Origin of the sequence: uncultured Dokdonia sp., from assembly GCF_937910895.1 — a bacterium.
Lineage (GTDB): Bacteria > Bacteroidota > Bacteroidia > Flavobacteriales > Flavobacteriaceae > Dokdonia.
Genome location: NZ_CALEMI010000126.1, coordinates 43,180 through 63,023, shown reverse-complemented (window position 1 = coordinate 63,023; position 19,844 = coordinate 43,180). Strand labels below are relative to the sequence as shown.

Below are 19,844 nucleotides of genomic sequence, written 5' to 3'. Positions count from 1 at the left end.
TATTGACGGTCTTAGGCATCAGGCTAATTTGGGAGTAGAAATATAACTATTTTATCCCTAATTAGATACACTGGTTTTGTATTATTATATATAATATGTGGGGATACCGTAAATTTAACAGGAAAAAGACTATTTTTTAAGAAAAACATATCGTATTTCACACTATAAAAGCTGTTTTTTATGTTATTATAAAGCAACTATTTTATACCAAACCTAACAGTATTTCTACAAGAAAAGAAGATTGTTTTGATACGTATAAAGTGATAATTTTATAAATTACACACTCACTATTGATCTATGAACTTATATCACATTCAAAATCTCGAGCAGTATTTTCAAGTGTATCGTCATTCTGTAGACCATCCTGAACAGTTTTGGGAGCAGATAGCTAGAGAGAATTTTATCTGGCAAAAACCCTGGAATAGCATTTTACAGTGGAATCCAGATACAGCAGAAGTCAGTTGGTATGAAGGTGCAAAATTAAACATTACAGAAAATTGTATCGATAGGCATTTGGAAACGAGAGGACATAAAACGGCGATTCTTTTTGAACCCAATGATCCTAGCGATCCCACAGAATATATTACGTATAAAGAACTTCACAAACGTGTATGTCAATGTGCAAATGTGCTTAAAGCGAAAGGTGTAAAAAAAGGAGACCGCGTGTGTATTTATTTACCAATGATTCCAGAGTTGGCTATTTCTGTGCTTGCCTGTGCGCGTATTGGTGCGATTCATTCGGTGGTATTTGCAGGGTTTTCGGCGACGGCACTCTCGACGCGTATCAATGATGCCGCCTGCAAGATGGTGATTACAAGTGATGGCTCTTTTCGCGGAAGCAAAACCATAGACCTCAAAGGTATTGTAGATGAAGCCCTGGAACTTACCCCTACAATAGAAAACGTATTGGTCGTCAAAAGGATTAATTCTGACATCCAAATGAAAGTAGGACGTGATCATTGGTTGCAACCGTTACTTGATGAGGCATCTACAGAGTGCCCCGTTGAGGTCATGGACGCCGAGGATCCGTTATTTATTCTATACACCTCAGGATCAACAGGAAAACCGAAAGGCATGGTTCATACCACCGCGGGGTATATGGTGTACAGTGCGTACACGTTTAAGAATGTATTTCAGTATCAAGAAGACGATGTGTATTGGTGTACTGCCGATATTGGGTGGATTACAGGACACAGTTATATTGTGTACGGACCGCTGGCAAATGGTGCTACGACAGTGATGTATGAAGGCGTACCTAACTATCCTGATTGGGGACGTTTCTGGCAAATTGTAGAGAAACATAAAATCACACAATTTTATACCGCACCTACTGCTATCCGCGCACTTGCCAAAGAAAAATTAGACTTTGTAGAGCAGTATGACCTCACTTCTTTAAAAGTATTGGGAACCGTGGGTGAACCCATTAACGAAGAAGCGTGGCATTGGTACAATGACAATATTGGAAAGAAGCGTAGTCCGATTGTAGATACGTGGTGGCAGACAGAAACAGGAGGGATTATGATCAGCCCAATCCCATTTGCAACACCTACCATTCCTACATTTGCAACCTTGCCTTTACCCGGCATTCAACCCACATTGATGGATGAGTATGGAAAGGAGATAGAAGGCAATCAGGTCGACGGTCGTCTCTTTATCAAATTTCCATGGCCATCTATGGCGCGCACTATTTGGGGAAATCATGAGCGATATATGAACACCTATTTTTCTGGTGGAGTTGATGCTAAGCTTGGTCGAAATACTAAAAAGTACTTCACTGGCGATGGCGCTTATCGAGATGCCACAGGCTACTACCGAATCACAGGCCGCGTAGACGATGTAATTATTGTCTCTGGACACAATCTAGGAACCGCCCCCATCGAAGATGCCATTAACGAACATCCTGCTGTCGCCGAAAGTGCGATTGTAGGCTTCCCACACGACATTAAAGGAAATGCACTCTACGGTTATGTGATTTTAAAAGAAACGGGTGAAACCCGAAACCACGATAACCTCCGTAAAGAAATCAACCAAGTCATCACCGAAAAAATAGGCCCGATCGCCAAACTAGATAAAATCCAATTCACATCCGGACTTCCAAAAACCCGATCAGGTAAAATCATGCGTCGGATTCTTCGTAAAATCGCGTGTGGCGAGAGCGATCAACTGGGAGATATCAGTACGCTTTTGAATCCAGAAGTGGTGGAGGAAGTGATTAAAAACGTGTTGTAAATCCCTCATCCCAGCCTTCTCCCAGAGGGAGAAGGGGCTTTTTGTTTTGGGTGATTTCGCTTTCGCGAAAATGGGAATGAAGTTATCTGATGTTTATCTCTAAGTACTATTGTCACACTGAGCTTGTCGAAGTAGGGGATTAAGGGGTGTGTTCTCTATGGGCTTACCGAAATGACCGACTCGTTAGTTCCATCAAAATAGAGTAGTACTCTAAAATAGAGTGTTACTCTATTTTTTGTTTTCTTTAATTGGAGCTCTTTTCTACGAATCGGTCATTTCGGTACTATTTCCCATTTGCTTAATCGCAAATAGGAAATCACTCAATGCCCTTTGTTTCGTTTTAATAGTGGCCTCGGTACAATTTTGGCTTTCGCGAAAACCACTCAGCCGTCTTGCATGTAGGTTTAATTAAAAGATGATCATAGGACATTGAGTGATTTATAGAATGCTAGAAGCATTCTATAAATTGTACCGAAATGCCGGCTAGTTAGTTTCATCAAAAATAGAATACTACTCTAATTTAGAGTATTACTCTATATTGTTGATTTCTTTTTTACTCAAAAGATTAAAAGGAATTCCTACTCTAATTCGCGCTATAAAATTATCATTGATTTTTGTATTATAAATAGCATTATCCCAGCCAGCATCGATGCCAAAAGTGGTGCCTGCTGATGTTTTAATAAGAGGGCCTATTAAAGCTGTAAAATTAGAACTATACGCAGTATTTTCAGGACGTTTAGATAAAAACTCATGTTCTAAAGAAATATTAAAACCTATATTCTTGTTTTTGCCAAATAAGTGTGCCGTGTACAAGTGAAAATCACCTGTTTGAAAATCATCTTTAACAGAACTGAAGTTTCCTAGGAGGACATTGTTTTCATCACGTATATTAAAGATACCATCTACAGACTCGGTAATTTTTGGTGTTCCATTAATTAAGCTGTTGTCTAGAAAAGATCCTGTTTTAAAACGAAATCCTATCTGAAAATATCCTAAGTATTTCTTTCTTTCTGTACTTGCATTAAAGTTTAGAGCAAGTACAGAGTTGAGTTTGTTTTGACTTCTGTTATCAGGTAATCCTACTGTATTGATAGCCGTTACATTTTCATCAGTAAAAGTGTAGGTGTTGTTTCTTAGATTTGTATCTATACCTAGCCAGATCATATAATTATGCCCATAGGTTTCATTATTTGCTTCATCAAAAGCATATAATTGTTTTTTAACATAAGCGGTTATCTTTTTTGGATCAGATTTTAGGTTTCTAAATGCATCAATTGTTTTTTTCTCTTTTTCTAAAACAGTATAAGCCGTAACATAATCCTTGCTTTCTATCAGTTTTTTTATCTCTGGAAAAACAGCAATTACAGTCATGTAATTTTCAGTCTTTTTAATTTGAGAAATCTCTGTATTGTTTTCAATAGAAGCTTTTAAGCCTTTAAGGCGTTTTATAAATGTATCGTTAAATTTTTCAGGATGTAATAAAATATTAAAGGCATTTATTCTACTTAGTTTTTTATGACGATTTAACTTGCTTTTACTAGTGTCTATATATTTTGTAGCTCTAAAAATTTTTATTTTATACCCAACATTTAAACCAACAGCACTATTCCAGGCATCTTCAGAGTACAAACCAAAAACACTTCCCATACCATTAGCATTAACTCCTACACTTAAGTAAGATTGTTTTACACTTCTACTATCTTTAATTTTAAAATTATTACTCAAAGAAATAGTCGTATTATCGCCATTACGCGTAAATCCAAAAGCAGATGCATTTGAGATAAGATCGGTATTTGTAAAAATTAAAGAATTGAAAACCTCGTTTAAGTCTTTTGTTAATAGACTATCTTGGACGACTTGAGTATCTTTCTTATCTACAGTAATTTTATAAAGTTCTAACTGTAAGTTAAGCTCTGCTTTATAAGCTTGTATAGTCGCTTGAACAGAGGTGTTCTCTTGACTATATGATAGGCTAATTGAGCATATACAAGTAATTAGTAAAGTGAGTACTAGTTTTTTCATGATACATTGGTTTTTGATAAAAGTAATTTCAAACGGATACTGATTCCATACCCTCTACTAGGTATTTTACTCAATAAGTATTTCACAATAAATCTCTTGTCAATTTTCCAAACCTCCTTACGGAAACCCGTAACACCTTTCTTTAAAGAAAGATGTATCTTCACGCTTCAAGTTTTCACCCCTAAATAAAAATGAGATTGTACTGCAATACATAGCTGTGTTGTGGTATTTTTATATTTACGAATGTGAAGCCTGATAAGACGAAGCACTAAATAATTAGACGAATTTACCTAGATGAACACATCCCAAATAGAAAAAAACGTAACCGCTTTAGTTAAAAATTTCAATAAAGAGGAATTTGTATTCGACTTATTGAAAGCCTACGGTATCTCTAAAACATCTATAACACGTTTAAAGAAAGGGGATTTTAACCTATCTAAAGTGGATGGGGAAGTACTTTATAAAAGTAAAATGCTTTTTAAAGAAGTAGCATCTGGCACCTTACTAAATACGATTGATGAGTTAACAAAAGAGCCAGATGCTATAAAACACAATCCACGATTTGTCATTGTCACAGATTATAAAACTTTATTAGCAAAAGATATAAGAACAGGTTTAACATTAGATACGCCTATTCTCGAGATTCATAAACACTTTGGTTTCTTTTTACCTTGGGCAGGGCAAGAAAAATATGCTCAAAAAAACGAGAATTATGCCGATAGAAAAGCATCCTACGAAATGGCGAAGCTTTACGATATTTTGGTTACTGAAAACCCAAATATCTATGAGGATGGTGGTCATAATTTAAACATCTTTCTCTCTCGGTTACTCTTTTGCTTTTTTGCAGAAGACACCGACATCTTTCCCATTGAAGGAATGTTTACAGATACCTTAGCGCAATATACCGAAGAAGATGGTTCTGACGTTCATGTCTTTTTAGATCAACTTTTTGAAGTTCTAAATATAGAAGACACTAGTAAAGAAGCCTCCCATTTTAAGGAATTTCCGTATGTAAATGGCGGTTTATTTAGAGATCCCATTGTATCCCCCAAGTTTACCGCAGCAGCACGTAAAATAATTATTGCCTGTGGCGATTTAGATTGGAGCGAGATCAATCCAGATATTTTTGGTTCTATGATACAGGCGGTTGTAAACCCTAAGTATCGTAGTGGTTTGGGGATGCATTATACCTCTGTGCCTAATATTATGAAGGTCATTGAGCCTTTGTTTTTAAATGAACTACACGAAGAATTTGAAAAGCATTTTAATGATGTAAAAAAACTAACCAAACTCATCAATAGAATTGCAAAAATTAAAGTGTTTGACCCAGCTTGTGGGAGTGGTAATTTTTTAATTATTGCCTACAAACAATTGCGACGTTTGGAGATTAAGATTCTGTCAAGAATCTATGAAATTACTCATCAATTAAATTTAGGATTTCCAGATGTATATACTAAAATTAAACTCTCTCAATTTTATGGGATTGAGCTAGATGATTTTGCACATGAAATGGCCATATTATCTTTATGGCTGGCAGAACACCAAATGAACAAAGAGTTTGTGAGCGAGTTACAAGATTATGGTAAAGCAGAAGACATTTTACCTTTAAAAGAAGCAGGTAATATTACACAAGGCAATGCGACACGCCTAAATTGGGAAGATACTTGTCCTAAAAATGAAGATGATGAAATTTATATTTTAGGAAATCCGCCTTATTTGGGATATTCTTTACAAGAAAAATTACAAAAAGAAGATATCGCTTTAGTTTTCTGTGGAATAAAAAACTTCAAAAGCCTTGATTACATTTCATGTTGGTTTTATAAAGGCGCCAAATATATCTCTAATACGAAAAGTCAGATGGCGTTCGTTTCAACCAACTCGATTTGTCAAGGAGAACATGTTTCCCTTTTATGGCCACATTTATTCAATTGTGGAGTTGACATTAACTTTGCATATAATTCATTTAAGTGGAACAACAATGCAAAAGGGAACGCTGGTGTAATAATAGTAATTGTAGGTCTTAAACGTGCTGGATTAAAAAAAGGAAAGTATTTATTTGAGGAAAATCATAAAGTTGAGGTTAGTAATATCACACCTTATTTAGCACATGGCAATAATGTAATTGTCTATAAGCGACAAACTCCTTTGTCTGTATTACCAGAGATGACAAAAGGAAGTGGGCCTACTGATGGAGGAAATCTATTATTAAATAAAAGGGAAAAAGAAGATTTGCTAGGACAATTCCCTAAAGCAGAATTGTTATTAAAAAAATATTACGGAGCAAAAGAATACATTAGAGATGAAGAGAGGTTCTGTTTATGGATAAGTGAGGAAAATTTGTCTTTAGCCTTAGAGTCTAAATATATCTCATTAAGGGTTGAAAAAGTAAAACAAATGCGAATAGCTAGTTCAAAAATGGCTACTCGATCTCTTGCTGATAAACCATTCAAATTTGCTGAAATTAGGCATAGAGCAGGTAATTCTATCATATTACCAAGAGTTTCCTCAGAGAGAAGGGAATATATTCCAATTGGATTTTTGGACGATAGTTCGGTTATTTCCGATTCTGCACAAGCTATATATAATGGACAACCTTGGATTTTTGGTTTAGTTTCTTCAAGAATTCATATGGTTTGGGTTCGGGCGGTTGGTGGAAGATTAAAATCAGATTATAGATATTCTTCTCAATTGTGCTACAACACCTTCCCATTCCCTGAAATTTCGCGAAAGCAAAAAGAACAAATCAACTTACACGTTTTTGAAATATTAGAAGAAAGAGAAAAGCATTCTGGAAAAACGTTGGCACAATTATATGATCCAGATAAAATGCCTAAAGGATTGAAAGAAGCGCATCATCAATTAGACCTGGCAATAGAGCGTTGTTACAGGTTAAAACCTTTTGAGAGTGATACAGAGCGTTTAGAATATTTATTTAAGGAATATGAAAAGATGATTACAAAAAACACCTTGCTAGAAAAGCCAAAGAAGACACGTAAAACCAAAAAAGGATAACGTCACTGCGAGGCACGAAGCAGTCTCATGAAAAGAGTAACAAACCATAAACAGATTGCTTCGTACCTCGCAATGACAGTAAAAGGATGACGCCTCGCAATGACACACAACTATGAAACCAGGTTTTATATACATACTCACCAATAAAAACAATACCACATTATACATTGGTGTAACGGCATATTTAAAAGAGCGTATTATTCAGCATAAAGAAAAAGTAAACAAAAGATCATTTACAGCGCGTTACAATTTAAACAAACTAGTATATTATGAAGCCTACCAAATGATTGGTGATGCCATTGCCAGAGAAAAGCAATTAAAAGGGGGTAGCAGAGCTCAAAAAATAGCACTAATAGAAAGTATAAATCCACAATGGAATGATTTGTTTGAAAAATGCGTCAGGGAATTTGAATAATACCAATTTAGTTATAAAATATCCCACAGAAAACGAAGTTGCTTTTTTGTTTTATGCCGCTGTGATTCATTTGCATAGCTCCGCTACGGAAATTATGAACAAGAAAATAGAACGAGTTTGAATGCGTCATTTTATGGCTATATTGGTATAAGAGATGACAACATAAAAATATTTAAATGGGTTAAATCTAAATACAAAACGAAGAAAACAACGTTGTTACCTTTAATGCAGGAGATGGCATTATGCACATTGATGCACATTGATGTATATTTTAAAGACAAGACCTTTTGGGGTACTCAAAAAAGATTCGAGTTGTTCCAAAAAGATGCTCTACGATTACAGCGCATTTAAAAAACCTTTTGAGCGTAAAGAATTAGAGGAAGATTCAGTAGGTCGGAAATCCCGACATGAAAACGTAACAAGTTACATTAACAATTAAATAGAATGCCAGATATCGTACACGTCACCTACCAACAAACAGGAAAAAGCAAAAGTACCAATGCGTATGGTATGCGCGAAATGCAACAAAAAGCATTTGAGGCGCGTACGGCTCAATATCTGTTAATTAAAGCACCACCAGCGTCTGGTAAATCACGCGCCTTAATGTTTATTGGTTTAGATAAGTTAATAAACCAAGACATAAAAAAAGTAATTGTGGCTGTTCCAGAACGCTCTATTGGGAGTTCGTTTTCTAAAACAGAGCTCAAGAAGTTTGGTTTTTTTGCAGATTGGGAACCCAATCCAAGATATAATTTGTGTACCCCAGGTGTTGAAAAAAGCAAAGTAACTGCATTTTTAAACTTTTTAGAAAGTGATGAAAAAATACTCATCTGTACACACGCTACCTTACGTTTTGCTTTTGATGCTATAGATGAAAAACAACTCAATGAGTGTCTGTTAGCCATAGATGAGTTTCATCACGTATCTGTAGATGGTGATAATAAGTTAGGAATGGTTTTAAGTAGCGTCATGGAAAAATCTACGGCGCACGTAGTGGCGATGACAGGTTCTTTTTTTAGAGGAGATTCTGTGCCTATTTTATTGCCAGAAGACGAGGCTAAGTTCATCAAAGTGAAGTATGATTATTACCAACAATTAAATGGGTATGATTATTTAAAATCTTTAGGGATAGGCTATCATTTTTATCAAGGTAAATATACAGCGGCTATTCACGAGGTATTGGATGAGAATAAAAAAACGATCATTCATATCCCCAGCGTAAATTCAGGCGAATCTGAAAAAGATAAATATGAAGAAGTAGGTAGAATTATAGATGGTATAGGGAAGGAAAGTTATCAAGATCCTGATACTGGGGTGATATATGTAACGAGTACGCTTTCGCGAAAGCAAATAAAAATAGCAGACCTCGTGTATGATGATCCTAAATCACGTGATAAGATTCAGAATTATTTGCGGAACATTACCAGTGTAGATGATATAGATATTATCATCGCTTTAGGTATGGCAAAAGAAGGATTTGATTGGCCTTATTGTGAGCACGCTTTAACGGTTGGTTATAGAGGATCTTTAACAGAAATTATTCAAATTATAGGTAGAGCCACAAGAGATAGTGATAATAAATCGCATTCACAGTTTACCAATTTAATTGCACAACCCGATGCCGAAGATGATTTAGTAAAACTATCTGTAAACAATATGCTCAAGGCTATTACTGCCTCCTTATTAATGGAGCAAGTGTTGGCACCTAACTTTAAGTTTAAGCCTAAATACCCAGAAGAAGATGAGGTAGATGGTGTTGAAGAAGATGGAGCGGATTATATAACTGTAAGAGGTTTTAAATTGCCAAGCTCTCAAAGAGCAAAAGATATTATAGAAAGTGACATCAATGATTTGAAGGCAAAAATTATGCAAGATGACACGATGTTGAAGGCCATGCCAGGGAATGTAGACCCAGAAGTCATTAATAAAGTATTGATTCCTAAAATCATAAAAGAAACCTATCCAGACTTAACCGATGAAGAAGTAGAAGCGGTACGACAGCATATTGTGGTAGATTCAGTCGTGAAAAATGGTACTATTGAAGAGGTTGGAGATAAACGTTTTATACGGTATGCTGCTGGTTTTGTTAATATTGACGAATTGAACATCGATTTAATAGACACGATCAATCCATTTCAAAAAGCATTTGAGATCTTATCTAAATCAGTAACAGCATCAGTATTTAAAGCCATTCAGGAAACCATTGATGCTACAAGAATCACCATGACAGAAGAAGAAGCAATTATATTGTGGCCTAAAATAAAAAACTGGATCACAAAAACAGGAGAGCAGCCAAGTATTCAAGCTTTTGATCCGCAAGAAAGACGTTTAGCAGAAGCGATCATATTTTTAAAAGAACAAAAGCGCAAAGCAGCAACTAATGAGTAAAAAGAAAACATTAGAAGATATATTTAATGATGATGAGTTTGGTATTTTAGATGCTAAACCCAAGAGCTCTACTATAAAAACAGAAGATGAACGCTTAATTGAATCGTTCCAAGAGATTAATGCCTTTTTTGAGAAAAATAATAGAGAACCAGAAGCAACTTCTGTTACTGAGTTTAAACTCCTGTCAAGACTAAAAGCACTCAGAAAAGATGCTAAAAAGATGGAGATACTAAAGCCCCACGACACTCATAATCTTTTACATACAAAAGAAGAAATAACCTCTGTCGCTGATATCTTAAATGACGATGATTTAAACATCTTAGATACTGAAGAAACCTTATCTATTTTTAAATTAAAGAACGTGCCAAGTTCATCAGAAAGGGCTGATACTGATTTTGTGGCGCAACGTAAAGCGATCAAGGATACGGAGTTTTTACCTTATGAAAAGATGTTTAAGAAAGTTCATAAAGAATTGAGAGAAGGGAAAAGGAATTTGTTCACCTATGAGAATGCAGATAAGAATTTAAAATCAGGGTCGTATTATATTTTAAATGGGGTTTTGTTGTTTTTAGAAGAAGCTAATCTTGAAACTGATAATGTGACACTTTCTTCTGGCAAAAGACTCCGTAAAGATGGGCGTACACGTATTATTTTTGAAAATGGAACGATGAGTAATATGTTGTATCGTTCATTAGACAAAGCGCTTCTAAATAAAGAGAATGATGGTAAAATTGTGTCACATACCGCAGCAGAAATTGAACAGGAATTATTTGATAACGTATATTCTCTTAATGAAGAAGATCAAGAAACAGGTTGGATTTATATACTAAAATCAAAATCTCTAAACCCTAAAATCTCGTCTATAGAAAACTTGTATAAAATTGGCTTTTCAACGGTTCCTGTTCAAGAACGGATAAAAAATGCTTCTAAGGAATCTACCTATTTAATGGCAGATGTTAAAATTGTAAATGGGTATAAATGCTACAATATGAATACCCAAAAATTTGAACACCTAATACATCGCTTTTTTGCAGAAGTCTGCTTAAATATTGATATAAATGATGAGAAGGGTAGAAGAATAACGCCCAGAGAATGGTTTGTGGTGCCTTTGCCTATCATTGAGAGCGTCATTTCTTTAATTCAGTCGGGTGAGATTGTAGAGTATAGCTATGATAGTGGTAATGTGTGTTTGATTAAGAAATAAAATGATTTTTAAGGAGATAGGGATGAATTTTGCTAATGTAAGTTTTTAATATGGGTAGGTTTAAGTTGTTGGGGATACGTCCTTTAAAGGGATGTGCGGATAGGTTTAGGAAGAATTTACAGGAGGGGGAGGTCTATAAATTTTATGGAGATTATATTTTTTTAGATGAGGAAGACAATGAGATATCACATTCAAATCAAAATATTAATGATCGCATTTTTAAGATAAAAAAACCTGAAAATGAAATTGATATTTTTTCTAGTAATGACGACCTGAAAATTCATATCTCGGCTATTGTAGGAAAGAACGGAAGCGGAAAAAGTACACTGATAGAATTATTTTTTCTAGCTATTTATTTATGGGATTATAAGAATATTATTCAACATAAAAAAAATGTAGAAGAACCTGGTATTGATATAGAGCCTAGTTACACTTTTAATACAATCTTAGAGAGAAATAAAGTGCACGCTGATGGTCGTATACAACGATTTTTTAGAGGTGTAAAACTATTTAATAAGGAAAGAGTACATTTAGAGATATTCTATAAAATAGATAAAAACATTTATAAATTTTTTATAGATACAAATCTCAAGGATGCTATAAACTGGTATCGGATAGAAAGGTTAAATGATGGTAAGTTCGAACCTTATGAATATCTAGGACGTACTCCTTTTTATACTATTGCTTTAAATTACTCCATACACTCATTAAATACTGTAGATATGGGAGTATGGCTTGAAAGTATTTTTCATAAAAATGATGGGTATCAAACTCCATTAGTAATCAATCCGAAAAGAGAAGAAGGATCTATTGATATTGATAATGAAAGAGGGCTGCAAAAGGCAAGGCTGTTAGTAAATACTATGGATATTATGAGTAACAGTACTGATGAAAACGATCCTTTATTTAATTATAAAAAAATAAAAAAAATTGTTTTTAAGTATAAATATGATAATTATAAGACCAGATTTAAAGGGTTACAGGATTTGCTTTTAGATATTACTTTAATAGATGCTGCGTACGATAATGTTAATGAAAGGCTTAAGTATGAAATCACTCAGCATCAAGAAATATTTAAATTAAAAGAATATGAATTGTGCTCTTGGATAGAGAAGGAAGTATATGGTTATCTATTATATAAGACTAGTCGTATAGTTAAAAATTATCCTAAAATTTTTAATGAAGATGATTATGAATTAAATCTAAAAAAAATAGAAAGCTATGATAGTCATGTTACTTATAAATTGAAACAAGTTATTCATTTTATTAATCATGATAATTTCATAAAAACTAAATGTGAAGAACATAAGCCAGAGCTAATTAAAGATGCATATGGAGAGGGAATGGATGGATATTCATTTAGAGAAGACCCTGACATTGTGATAAATATAATAAATGAGAAAGATAGCTTGAGAGATGGTGTATATTCTAATCAAGTAGAAGAGCCACTTGAGCAAATTAATTTTTTACCTCCTCCAGTTTTTGATTATGATTTTCATTTTTCTGAGAAACCAAACGATACATTTGAGAATTTAAGTTCGGGAGAAAAACAGCAGATATATTCTATACATACTATAATGTATCATCTTCGTAATGTTTCCTCAATTAAAAAGTCTACAATCTTAGGTAAGTATAATAATATTAATATTATGTTAGATGAGATTGAGTTATACTTTCATCCAGAAATGCAACGGCATTTTGTTAATAGATTACTTAAAGGTATTGATCAATTAAGGAAATATTTTAAAGGAAATATTAAGTCCATTAATGTGTTAATAGCGACCCATTCTCCTTTTATTCTATCAGATATCCCTTCTTCAAATATTTTAAGACTAAATAATGGAGCAGTTCAAACAATTACACAACAAACATTTGGAGCTAACATACATGACTTATTGGCAAATGATTTCTTTTTAGAAAATGGATTTATGGGTGAGTTTGCTAAAATTGAGATAAAGAGAGTAGTTGATTCATTACAATATGCAATCTTAACTAATGAAAAACTTGAAAAAGAAAAACTTTTAAAGAGCTCCACTAAAGATTCAGATAAAATAAAGTTAAAAGACCAGCTGAATGATATTACTTCAAAATTAAGAGATTTACATCCTCTTTACGAAAAGAATTATGACCAAGATTATTGTAAAAGTATTATTGAAACTATTGGAGAACCTTTATTATCAATGAGTTTAATGGAATTGTATGTTGAGGCATATAAGTCAAAAAAAGAAGAATTTATAAAAGAGCAAATAGGAAGACTTAAAAACTTAATAGAGAAATGATAGCTATTGATCAAAATAAAGTAAAAGCTATTCAAGTCATTTTCTCAGATGATATAAAAAAGCAAAGGGAGAAAGCTATTAAGAAATTGAAGACTTTAAATAATGAGATAGATGATGGAGATGATAAAGTATATTTAGAGAGTATTATATCTTTATTTAACGATAATACAGATATATTACTTTGGGACTCTACTAAATTGAATAATGAGAAAGATAAGATAGGAGAAGTTCCACTCATTGAAAAACTATATAAAGGCAGGCCAAAAAAAGTTAAAAGCTCAATAAAAAATGCAGTTTTAGATAAATTAGGTTATAAAGCTTTAAGAGATTCTTTTTATCCTGAATATTTTAAAGATATTGGTATAAAAGCCTGTGTGTATTGTAACTCTCAACTTACAATAACAGCTATAAAGTCTAAAGGAGAATATTCAGCTAAGTTTGATGTAGATCACTATCACTCTAAAGATGAATATCCTTTTTTAAGTATTTGTTTGTTTAATCTGTATCCTTCTTGTACTTCTTGTAACAGGGCAAAGAGTAATGAGGTTATCGAATTTAATCTATATACGGATGTAGTCTCTGAAACTCTTAAATCTGATTATGAGTTTAAACTAACACCATATTCAAAGGCAAATTACTTACTCACAAAAAAAGAGAGAGATATCAAGATAGCTTTTATAGAACCAGAATATAAGAATAAAGATGCAAAAACATTTAAAGATGTTTTTCACATTGAAGGATTGTATGAAACTCAAAAAGATGTAATTGAAGAGTTATTTGTTAAGGCTCAAATGTATAATAGATCTTATTTAAAAATATTGAAATCTAATTTTCAAGAACTATCATTAAATCCTGAATTATTTAAGAGAGCTTTAATAGGAAATTATATCGAAGAAAAAGATTTACATAAAAGACCTATGAGTAAATTAATGATGGATGTCGCTAAAGATTTGGATTTAATTTGAAAGAAATAATTCAAAAATATATAGACAATAATAATCAAGAATTTCAGCGTTATAACTCTTGGAATCATTGTTATGTAGCTTTTGGAAATACTAAGTTAAGTAAGGACATTTTGGCATTACACCTTGGGTTTTATCTTGCTAGTTGGGGTATGTATCGTGGCTCTAGTGGATTACTTCAGAAAGATTACAAAATCCATATTGAGACTGTTGAAATTATAGGCAAATATCCTGAGTTAAGGTGTTCGAAAAACAATGAAGTAGATGTTTCTTGTATTACAGAAATAGTGGAAATTATTAAACACCTTAAGGAATATTATGAGTCATTTCAATACATAACTTCAAAAAATAAATCAAGAAATATTACATCTACAGATACACTAATAAGCAAAATACTTTTAGGAACGTTAGGGTGTCTCCCAGCCTTTGACAGGCTTTTTATAAAAGGTGTAAAAAAAAGTGATCAAGAATTTAAAAACTTAAAAGAAAAAAGTATAAATTCACTATTTGATTATGTAGGTATTCATAATGAGGAACTTAAAGAGATACAAACACTATATCCTCAATATCCAATTATGAAATTAATAGATATGTATTTTTGGCAAGTGGGTTTTGATTTATAAAATGATTGTCGACACTTTATGATTCTTCTTCCAAACTAAACTATTATCCAAGTTCTACTCTAATCCCTATAATTAATACGCTCTCGAATACCGCCACTCGCACGATGGATAATCACATCAGCATTCCGTTTTTTGGCGATGCTTTTGGCTTTGGTAATGGCCGTACTTTGTTTGCGATGTTTAGACGTGATTCGTTTATTCCCTTCACGACGTACCGCCCAACCCTCTTCATAAGGCACGACATGTTGATGCCAAGTTCTTGATCTTGATGTTTTACCACGAGCACTTTCAAAGATCGCCTTTGCGAGATCTAAAATGAGTTGTTTCCAGGATTTATCTTTAGGCATGGTGTGTTAGTTATAGATGGTCAATATACTAATATATTAGAATTTTATTTTTTAGTAATCCGGCATTTCGGTACTATTTTAAAATCCTTTTTCAGGATTTTAAAATCACTCAATGTCCTATGTTTAGAATATAGTAAGGCGGCTGAGTGGTTTTTGCTTTCGCTGAAGCTCATAAATAAACGAGTCAAAGGCGGCTGAGTGATTTTATAATTGCCGAAAAGGCAATTATAAAATTGTATCGAAGCCCCGACTCAATAATCGTTATATTTAAATCATGATAAAAGGCTATATGTATATTCTTAAATGTAATGACAATACGTATTATACAGGTAGCACAAAATATATAGAGCGCAGATTTGAAGAACATCAACAAGGAAATGGAGCAATACATACCAAAAAGCGACTTCCCGTATCACTATTATATTATGAGGAATATGACCGTATTGACCATGCTTTTTATCGAGAAAAACAAGTACAAGGATGGAGTCGAAAGAAAAAAGAGGCATTGATGAATGGAGAAGTAGCACTTTTATCACATCTTGCTAAAAAAGTATTTAAGAAATAGTAATCCGGCATTTCGATACTATTTTAAAATCCTTTTTCAGGATTTTAAAATCACTCAATGTCCTATCCTTGTAACAATGTAAGGCGGCTGAGTGATCTCGATGAAATCGAGATTGTACCGAAGCCCCGATTTTGAAAGAAAACGCAAGGTGACTGAGTGATTTTGAGCTACGAGAAATTGTATCGAAGTTACCGTATCGAAGCATGAGAAATTGTGTCGAGTTCGGTCATTTCGATACAATCCTGCCTATGGCGCGATCACTCAATGACCTTTCTGTGTCACAATGTAAGGCGGCTGAGTGATCTCGATGAAATCGAGATTGTATCGAAGCCCCGCATTTAAAAACGAATCACAGGTGGCTGAGTAATTTTCGCGAAAGCGGAAATTGTACCGAAGCCACTTTTTATTCAGTCAATAACCTCGTTTTTCGTAAATTTATAGTAAACAAAAAAAATGAAATCCTCCTTCTCACAAATCATCAACTCAGAAACTCCCGTTTTAGTCGACTTTTTTGCTACTTGGTGTGGGCCGTGTAAAACCTTAGGACCTATCTTAGACCAAGTAAAAGAAGAACTAGGCGATGCTATCAAAATCGTCAAGATAGACGTAGATAAAAACCAACCATTAGCTGCCAAATACCAAGTAAAAGGGGTTCCTACCATGATCTTATATAAAGAAGGCAAGCAAGTCTGGCGACAGTCAGGGGTGGTGCAAAAAGAACAGTTGAAACAGATTATAACAACGAATACTTAACACCAAAACAGAAGTTGCCGGCCTCGAAAAGTTGTCGTAGAATGTGAAGTGACATTCCGTAGAATTTCATACTGTCTGAGCGTAGCGAGTTTAGGAAATTCAGGAATGGAGCAATACATTTAGACAAGGTTTCGCAAGCCTAGCCTTTTTTGTTTCTTTTTTTGGCAATGAAAAAAAGAAAAGAGAGAATCTTAGTAAGGATATAAAACCAATCCAATTTCTCATACGTAGATTAAAGTGTATTTTTACGTTACGATGAGATTCCCTTCTTCAAGGGAATGAAAAGAAACACTATGATCCTCCTCATATCACCAGAACAAACTAGCACTACCGAAATTCAAACCTTGCATAAACTCTTTGAAGCAGGCTTGGAGCATTTTCATTTTAGAAAACCAGAGGCAACGCTAGAGGCGCATTGTGCGTATTTAGATCAAGTAGATCCGCAGTATTATCAATACATCATGACGCATAATTTTCATCACGAACTCACCTCCGAGTTTCCCATCAAAGGAATTCATTTGGAAGAACGAAAATGGAGAGCACAAGGAGATGCGCTGGCAACTTATGTTCAATTCTTTACAGATAAAGAATTTGCTGTCAGCAGTTCCTATCACGAACCCGAAGATCTCGCCGCACAATCTGTAGATTTTGCTTATCATCTATTAAGTCCGGTGTTTGCGGCCATTTCTAAAAGTGATATGAAAGGCAGAGGTTTTGATGTGCGTCACATTCCAAAATTCATTGCAGGAATGGGCGGTATCAATGCACAGACGACTCCAGAAGCGATCAAATTAGGCTTTCAAGGAGTTGGTGCTCTAGGCGGTGTTTGGAGTGCTCCCGATCCAGTAAAGGCATTTACTGAAATGCAAACCGCTTTCGCGAAATCGAGTTTGCGAGATTCACGACCAGAGGGAGAGTGAAACGGTAAAGCGAATTCCTCATCCTAACCTTCTCACTAGGGGAGAAGGAATTTTAATAGTTTATGTACTTCATTTAATGCTTTCACGAAATTGAAGTCATAAGAATAATTTGTTTTCTCTCCCTTTGGGAGAGGATTAAGGTGAGGGAACTAATCTTTACTATCTTTGCTTCATGGCAAAAGCAGGAAGTCCTAAAAACACAAAAAATAAAGCCAAGCATTCTAAGCTGATGGCTCAAAAGAAAAAGAAGGAGCGCGAGAAAAAAGACGCTCACGAAGCTCGTATAAAAATCCTCAAGGAAAAAATCAAAGCGCAAAAAGAGCAGGAGTAAATCCCTCATCCTAGCCTTCTCCCTCTAGGAGAAGGAATCCAAATTCCTTTCTTGTAACAGCCACAGGTGGCTGAGTGATTTTCACGTAAGCGGAAATTGTACCGAAGCCCCGAATTTCAAAATTCTCAAGTAACATTCCTTATATAAAATCGTCATTAAAAAAGATGCAAGGCAACTATTTGTAAAAATCAAACGTCTAGTCTAATAAACAACCACACATGACCACACTTATAAAATACATCATTACCGTCCTTACAGGATTACTTGTATCAGGATTGACCGCTCAAACCGTATCGGCGAGACTTATTGATAGCAAAACACAAGAACCTATTCCGTTTGCGACGATTGAACTTTCAGAAAATCAAGGTGTCATTTCTAATGAAGACGGAATTTTCACCATTAACTTAGACCAACTTAAAAAAATTAAAGATTCTGTCTATATTTCATCAATGGGCTATGAACGTAAGGGGATCTGGATGTCATCCCTTACAGATAGCGTGGTAAGGCTTTCGCCAAAATCATTCGAATTAAAAGGTGTTTTCCTTTCTAGTAATCCGCTTTCGGCCGAGGAAGTAATTGAGAAGGTGAAAGAAAATATGGATAAAAATTACTACGTTCAGGAGTTATCTAAAAAGAAAATTTTCTTCAGACAATCGGATTTTAATACCATGAAAAAAGTAGATTTCGGATTTAAAAAATCCACGATAGAAGAGCTCAATAAAGAACTCATTGATAGTATTGCAACCCTCGTTCCTCGAGAGTCTTCCTATTATCGCGAAGTGGTAGGTGATTTTTATGGGAATTACAACAAGCATAAATTTCATGTAGATAAAGCCGCCGAGCTATATGACAAATCCAAGGATGTGTCTGTCGACGGACTCAGCGAACGTCTGGAAACGATTTTTAAAGAAAATGTAAAACCAGATTCGTATCTTAAAATCAAGTCCGGGCTTTTTGGGACCAAAGTACAATTAGATTCTATTACCGCTGCCAATGAAGATGCTAATAAAGTAAAGGTGGAGGTAGAAAATACAGATGATCAAAACTTCCAAGAACAGATTAAAAATCGAATTTCAGAACTGTACACACAACTCTTTTTTAATGAAGATTCTAAGATTGATATTCTCACAAAGTCCAATCGGTATGAGTTTGAAATCAGAGACTATACGTTTATCGATGAAGAGCCAGTATATATTATTGACTTTTCGCCGAAAGGCAAAAAAGACTTTAAAGGAACCGCTTTTGTCAACATCAGTGATTTTGCCATTGTACGATTAGAATTTGCAAATGTACGACCGTTATTTAAGTTTGGATTATTAGGTATCAAGTATGGGGAAGATGTCTACAGAGGAAAGATGTTATTTACAAAAAATACCAGCGGAAGTTATAGTCCGCGGTATTTGGAGTTAGAAAACGGAAACTATTTTGGTGTAGATCGCCCGTTAAAAGTGATCGAAAAAAATAAGCATGTCAAAGGGCGTCGTAAGCAAAATGAGCTTTCGCTTGCATTAGACGTGCAAGGAACATCACTTTCTAAATACGAGATGGTGGTCTTTAACTCAGAAGATATTTCAAGTACTGCCTATGAAGCTGCGCCAGAAAACAAAAATGTGAAAGCAACGTATTTATCCAAATATGACCCTGCTTTCTGGTCAGGTTATACTATTATGGAGCCTAATGCTGCGATTCAAGCGTTTGAGGTAGTGGAGTAATTTCCTGATCCCTCATCCTAGCCTTCTTCCAGAAGGAGAAGGGGTTTAGTTTTTTTTCGCTTTCGCGAAAGCGTACCCAGAA

At 34.4% G+C, this 19,844-nt stretch carries 15 protein-coding genes; 13 read left to right on the top strand and 2 right to left on the bottom strand.

From position 1 onward, the window contains the following. The first annotated feature begins 297 nt into the window (after positions 1-297). Positions 298-2,229: an acetate--CoA ligase gene (gene acs, locus Q0505_RS14975; RefSeq protein WP_299214463.1), complete on the top strand. Its 1,932-nt coding sequence runs from the start codon at positions 298-300 to the stop codon at positions 2,227-2,229. A 528-nt stretch (positions 2,230-2,757) separates the two neighbouring features. On the opposite strand, the gene Q0505_RS14970 is transcribed toward acs, so the two are convergent. Continuing rightward, the gene (locus Q0505_RS14970; protein ID WP_299214461.1) at positions 2,758-4,251 is read right to left on the bottom strand and encodes a hypothetical protein; all 1,494 of its coding nucleotides are present in this window, start codon (positions 4,249-4,251) and stop codon (positions 2,758-2,760) included. Between the two features lie 294 nt (positions 4,252-4,545). On the opposite strand from Q0505_RS14970, the gene Q0505_RS14965 reads away from it, so the two are divergent. The 7 genes from Q0505_RS14965 to Q0505_RS14935 all read left to right on the top strand — a co-directional run bounded on the left by Q0505_RS14965 (position 4,546) and on the right by Q0505_RS14935 (position 15,134). Further along, positions 4,546-7,263 (top strand): DNA methyltransferase, encoded by a 2,718-nt coding sequence (locus Q0505_RS14965; RefSeq protein ID WP_299214459.1) that lies wholly within the window; start codon positions 4,546-4,548, stop codon positions 7,261-7,263. A 112-nt stretch (positions 7,264-7,375) separates the two neighbouring features. Next, on the top strand, positions 7,376-7,678 hold the full coding sequence (locus Q0505_RS14960) for a GIY-YIG nuclease family protein (RefSeq protein ID WP_299214457.1): 303 nt from the start codon (positions 7,376-7,378) through the stop codon (positions 7,676-7,678). Between the two features lie 444 nt (positions 7,679-8,122). Further along, complete coding sequence (locus Q0505_RS14955) at positions 8,123-10,066, top strand: DEAD/DEAH box helicase (RefSeq protein ID WP_299214455.1); 1,944 nt, start codon at positions 8,123-8,125, stop codon at positions 10,064-10,066. After that, entirely contained in the window at positions 10,059-11,270 is a 1,212-nt protein-coding gene (locus tag Q0505_RS14950) for a GIY-YIG nuclease family protein (RefSeq protein WP_299214453.1), read from the top strand. The genes Q0505_RS14955 and Q0505_RS14950 overlap by 8 nt, the downstream gene beginning before the upstream one ends. 50 nt (positions 11,271-11,320) lie before the next feature. After that, positions 11,321-13,549 (top strand): AAA family ATPase, encoded by a 2,229-nt coding sequence (locus tag Q0505_RS14945; RefSeq protein ID WP_299214451.1) that lies wholly within the window; start codon positions 11,321-11,323, stop codon positions 13,547-13,549. After that, the gene (locus Q0505_RS14940) at positions 13,546-14,514 is read left to right on the top strand and encodes a hypothetical protein (protein ID WP_299214449.1); all 969 of its coding nucleotides are present in this window, start codon (positions 13,546-13,548) and stop codon (positions 14,512-14,514) included. The genes Q0505_RS14945 and Q0505_RS14940 overlap by 4 nt, the downstream gene beginning before the upstream one ends. Next, complete coding sequence (locus tag Q0505_RS14935) at positions 14,511-15,134, top strand: hypothetical protein (protein WP_299214447.1); 624 nt, start codon at positions 14,511-14,513, stop codon at positions 15,132-15,134. The genes Q0505_RS14940 and Q0505_RS14935 overlap by 4 nt, the downstream gene beginning before the upstream one ends. A gap of 59 nt (positions 15,135-15,193) precedes the next feature. Here the strand turns inward: Q0505_RS14935 and Q0505_RS14930 are convergent, their stop codons facing one another. Further along, complete coding sequence (locus Q0505_RS14930; RefSeq protein WP_299214444.1) at positions 15,194-15,481, bottom strand: DUF2188 domain-containing protein; 288 nt, start codon at positions 15,479-15,481, stop codon at positions 15,194-15,196. 289 nt (positions 15,482-15,770) lie between these two features. Here Q0505_RS14930 and Q0505_RS14925 point away from each other — a divergent pair, with 289 nt between their 5' ends. The 5 genes from Q0505_RS14925 (at position 15,771) to Q0505_RS14905 (ending at position 19,762) form a co-directional block, all read left to right on the top strand. Then, a complete protein-coding gene (locus tag Q0505_RS14925) occupies positions 15,771-16,046 on the top strand; it encodes a GIY-YIG nuclease family protein (RefSeq protein ID WP_366519428.1) in 276 nt (91 codons plus the stop codon). Between the two features lie 453 nt (positions 16,047-16,499). Further along, positions 16,500-16,799: a thioredoxin gene (trxA, locus tag Q0505_RS14920; RefSeq protein ID WP_299214439.1), complete on the top strand. Its 300-nt coding sequence runs from the start codon at positions 16,500-16,502 to the stop codon at positions 16,797-16,799. Between the two features lie 293 nt (positions 16,800-17,092). Then, on the top strand, positions 17,093-17,719 hold the full coding sequence (locus tag Q0505_RS14915) for a thiamine phosphate synthase (RefSeq protein ID WP_299214436.1): 627 nt from the start codon (positions 17,093-17,095) through the stop codon (positions 17,717-17,719). A gap of 172 nt (positions 17,720-17,891) precedes the next feature. Beyond that, the gene (locus tag Q0505_RS14910) at positions 17,892-18,050 is read left to right on the top strand and encodes a hypothetical protein (RefSeq protein WP_299214433.1); all 159 of its coding nucleotides are present in this window, start codon (positions 17,892-17,894) and stop codon (positions 18,048-18,050) included. 218 nt (positions 18,051-18,268) lie between these two features. After that, on the top strand, positions 18,269-19,762 hold the full coding sequence (locus Q0505_RS14905) for a carboxypeptidase-like regulatory domain-containing protein (protein WP_299214430.1): 1,494 nt from the start codon (positions 18,269-18,271) through the stop codon (positions 19,760-19,762). Positions 19,763-19,844 lie beyond the last annotated feature (82 nt).

Excerpts from the sequence above, each read along its gene's own strand:
- acs (WP_299214463.1), top strand. The coding sequence starts at position 298 with ATGAACTTATATCACATTCAAAATCTCGAGCAGTATTTTCAAGTGTAT.
- Q0505_RS14970 (WP_299214461.1), bottom strand. The coding sequence starts at position 4,251 with ATGAAAAAACTAGTACTCACTTTACTAATTACTTGTATATGCTCAATT.
- Q0505_RS14965 (WP_299214459.1), top strand. The coding sequence starts at position 4,546 with ATGAACACATCCCAAATAGAAAAAAACGTAACCGCTTTAGTTAAAAAT.
- Q0505_RS14960 (WP_299214457.1), top strand. The coding sequence starts at position 7,376 with ATGAAACCAGGTTTTATATACATACTCACCAATAAAAACAATACCACA.
- Q0505_RS14955 (WP_299214455.1), top strand. The coding sequence starts at position 8,123 with ATGCCAGATATCGTACACGTCACCTACCAACAAACAGGAAAAAGCAAA.
- Q0505_RS14950 (WP_299214453.1), top strand. The coding sequence starts at position 10,059 with ATGAGTAAAAAGAAAACATTAGAAGATATATTTAATGATGATGAGTTT.
- Q0505_RS14945 (WP_299214451.1), top strand. The coding sequence starts at position 11,321 with ATGGGTAGGTTTAAGTTGTTGGGGATACGTCCTTTAAAGGGATGTGCG.
- Q0505_RS14940 (WP_299214449.1), top strand. The coding sequence starts at position 13,546 with ATGATAGCTATTGATCAAAATAAAGTAAAAGCTATTCAAGTCATTTTC.
- Q0505_RS14930 (WP_299214444.1), bottom strand. The coding sequence starts at position 15,481 with ATGCCTAAAGATAAATCCTGGAAACAACTCATTTTAGATCTCGCAAAG.
- Q0505_RS14925 (WP_366519428.1), top strand. The coding sequence starts at position 15,771 with ATGTATATTCTTAAATGTAATGACAATACGTATTATACAGGTAGCACA.
- trxA (WP_299214439.1), top strand. The coding sequence starts at position 16,500 with ATGAAATCCTCCTTCTCACAAATCATCAACTCAGAAACTCCCGTTTTA.
- Q0505_RS14915 (WP_299214436.1), top strand. The coding sequence starts at position 17,093 with ATGATCCTCCTCATATCACCAGAACAAACTAGCACTACCGAAATTCAA.
- Q0505_RS14910 (WP_299214433.1), top strand. The coding sequence starts at position 17,892 with ATGGCAAAAGCAGGAAGTCCTAAAAACACAAAAAATAAAGCCAAGCAT.
- Q0505_RS14905 (WP_299214430.1), top strand. The coding sequence starts at position 18,269 with ATGACCACACTTATAAAATACATCATTACCGTCCTTACAGGATTACTT.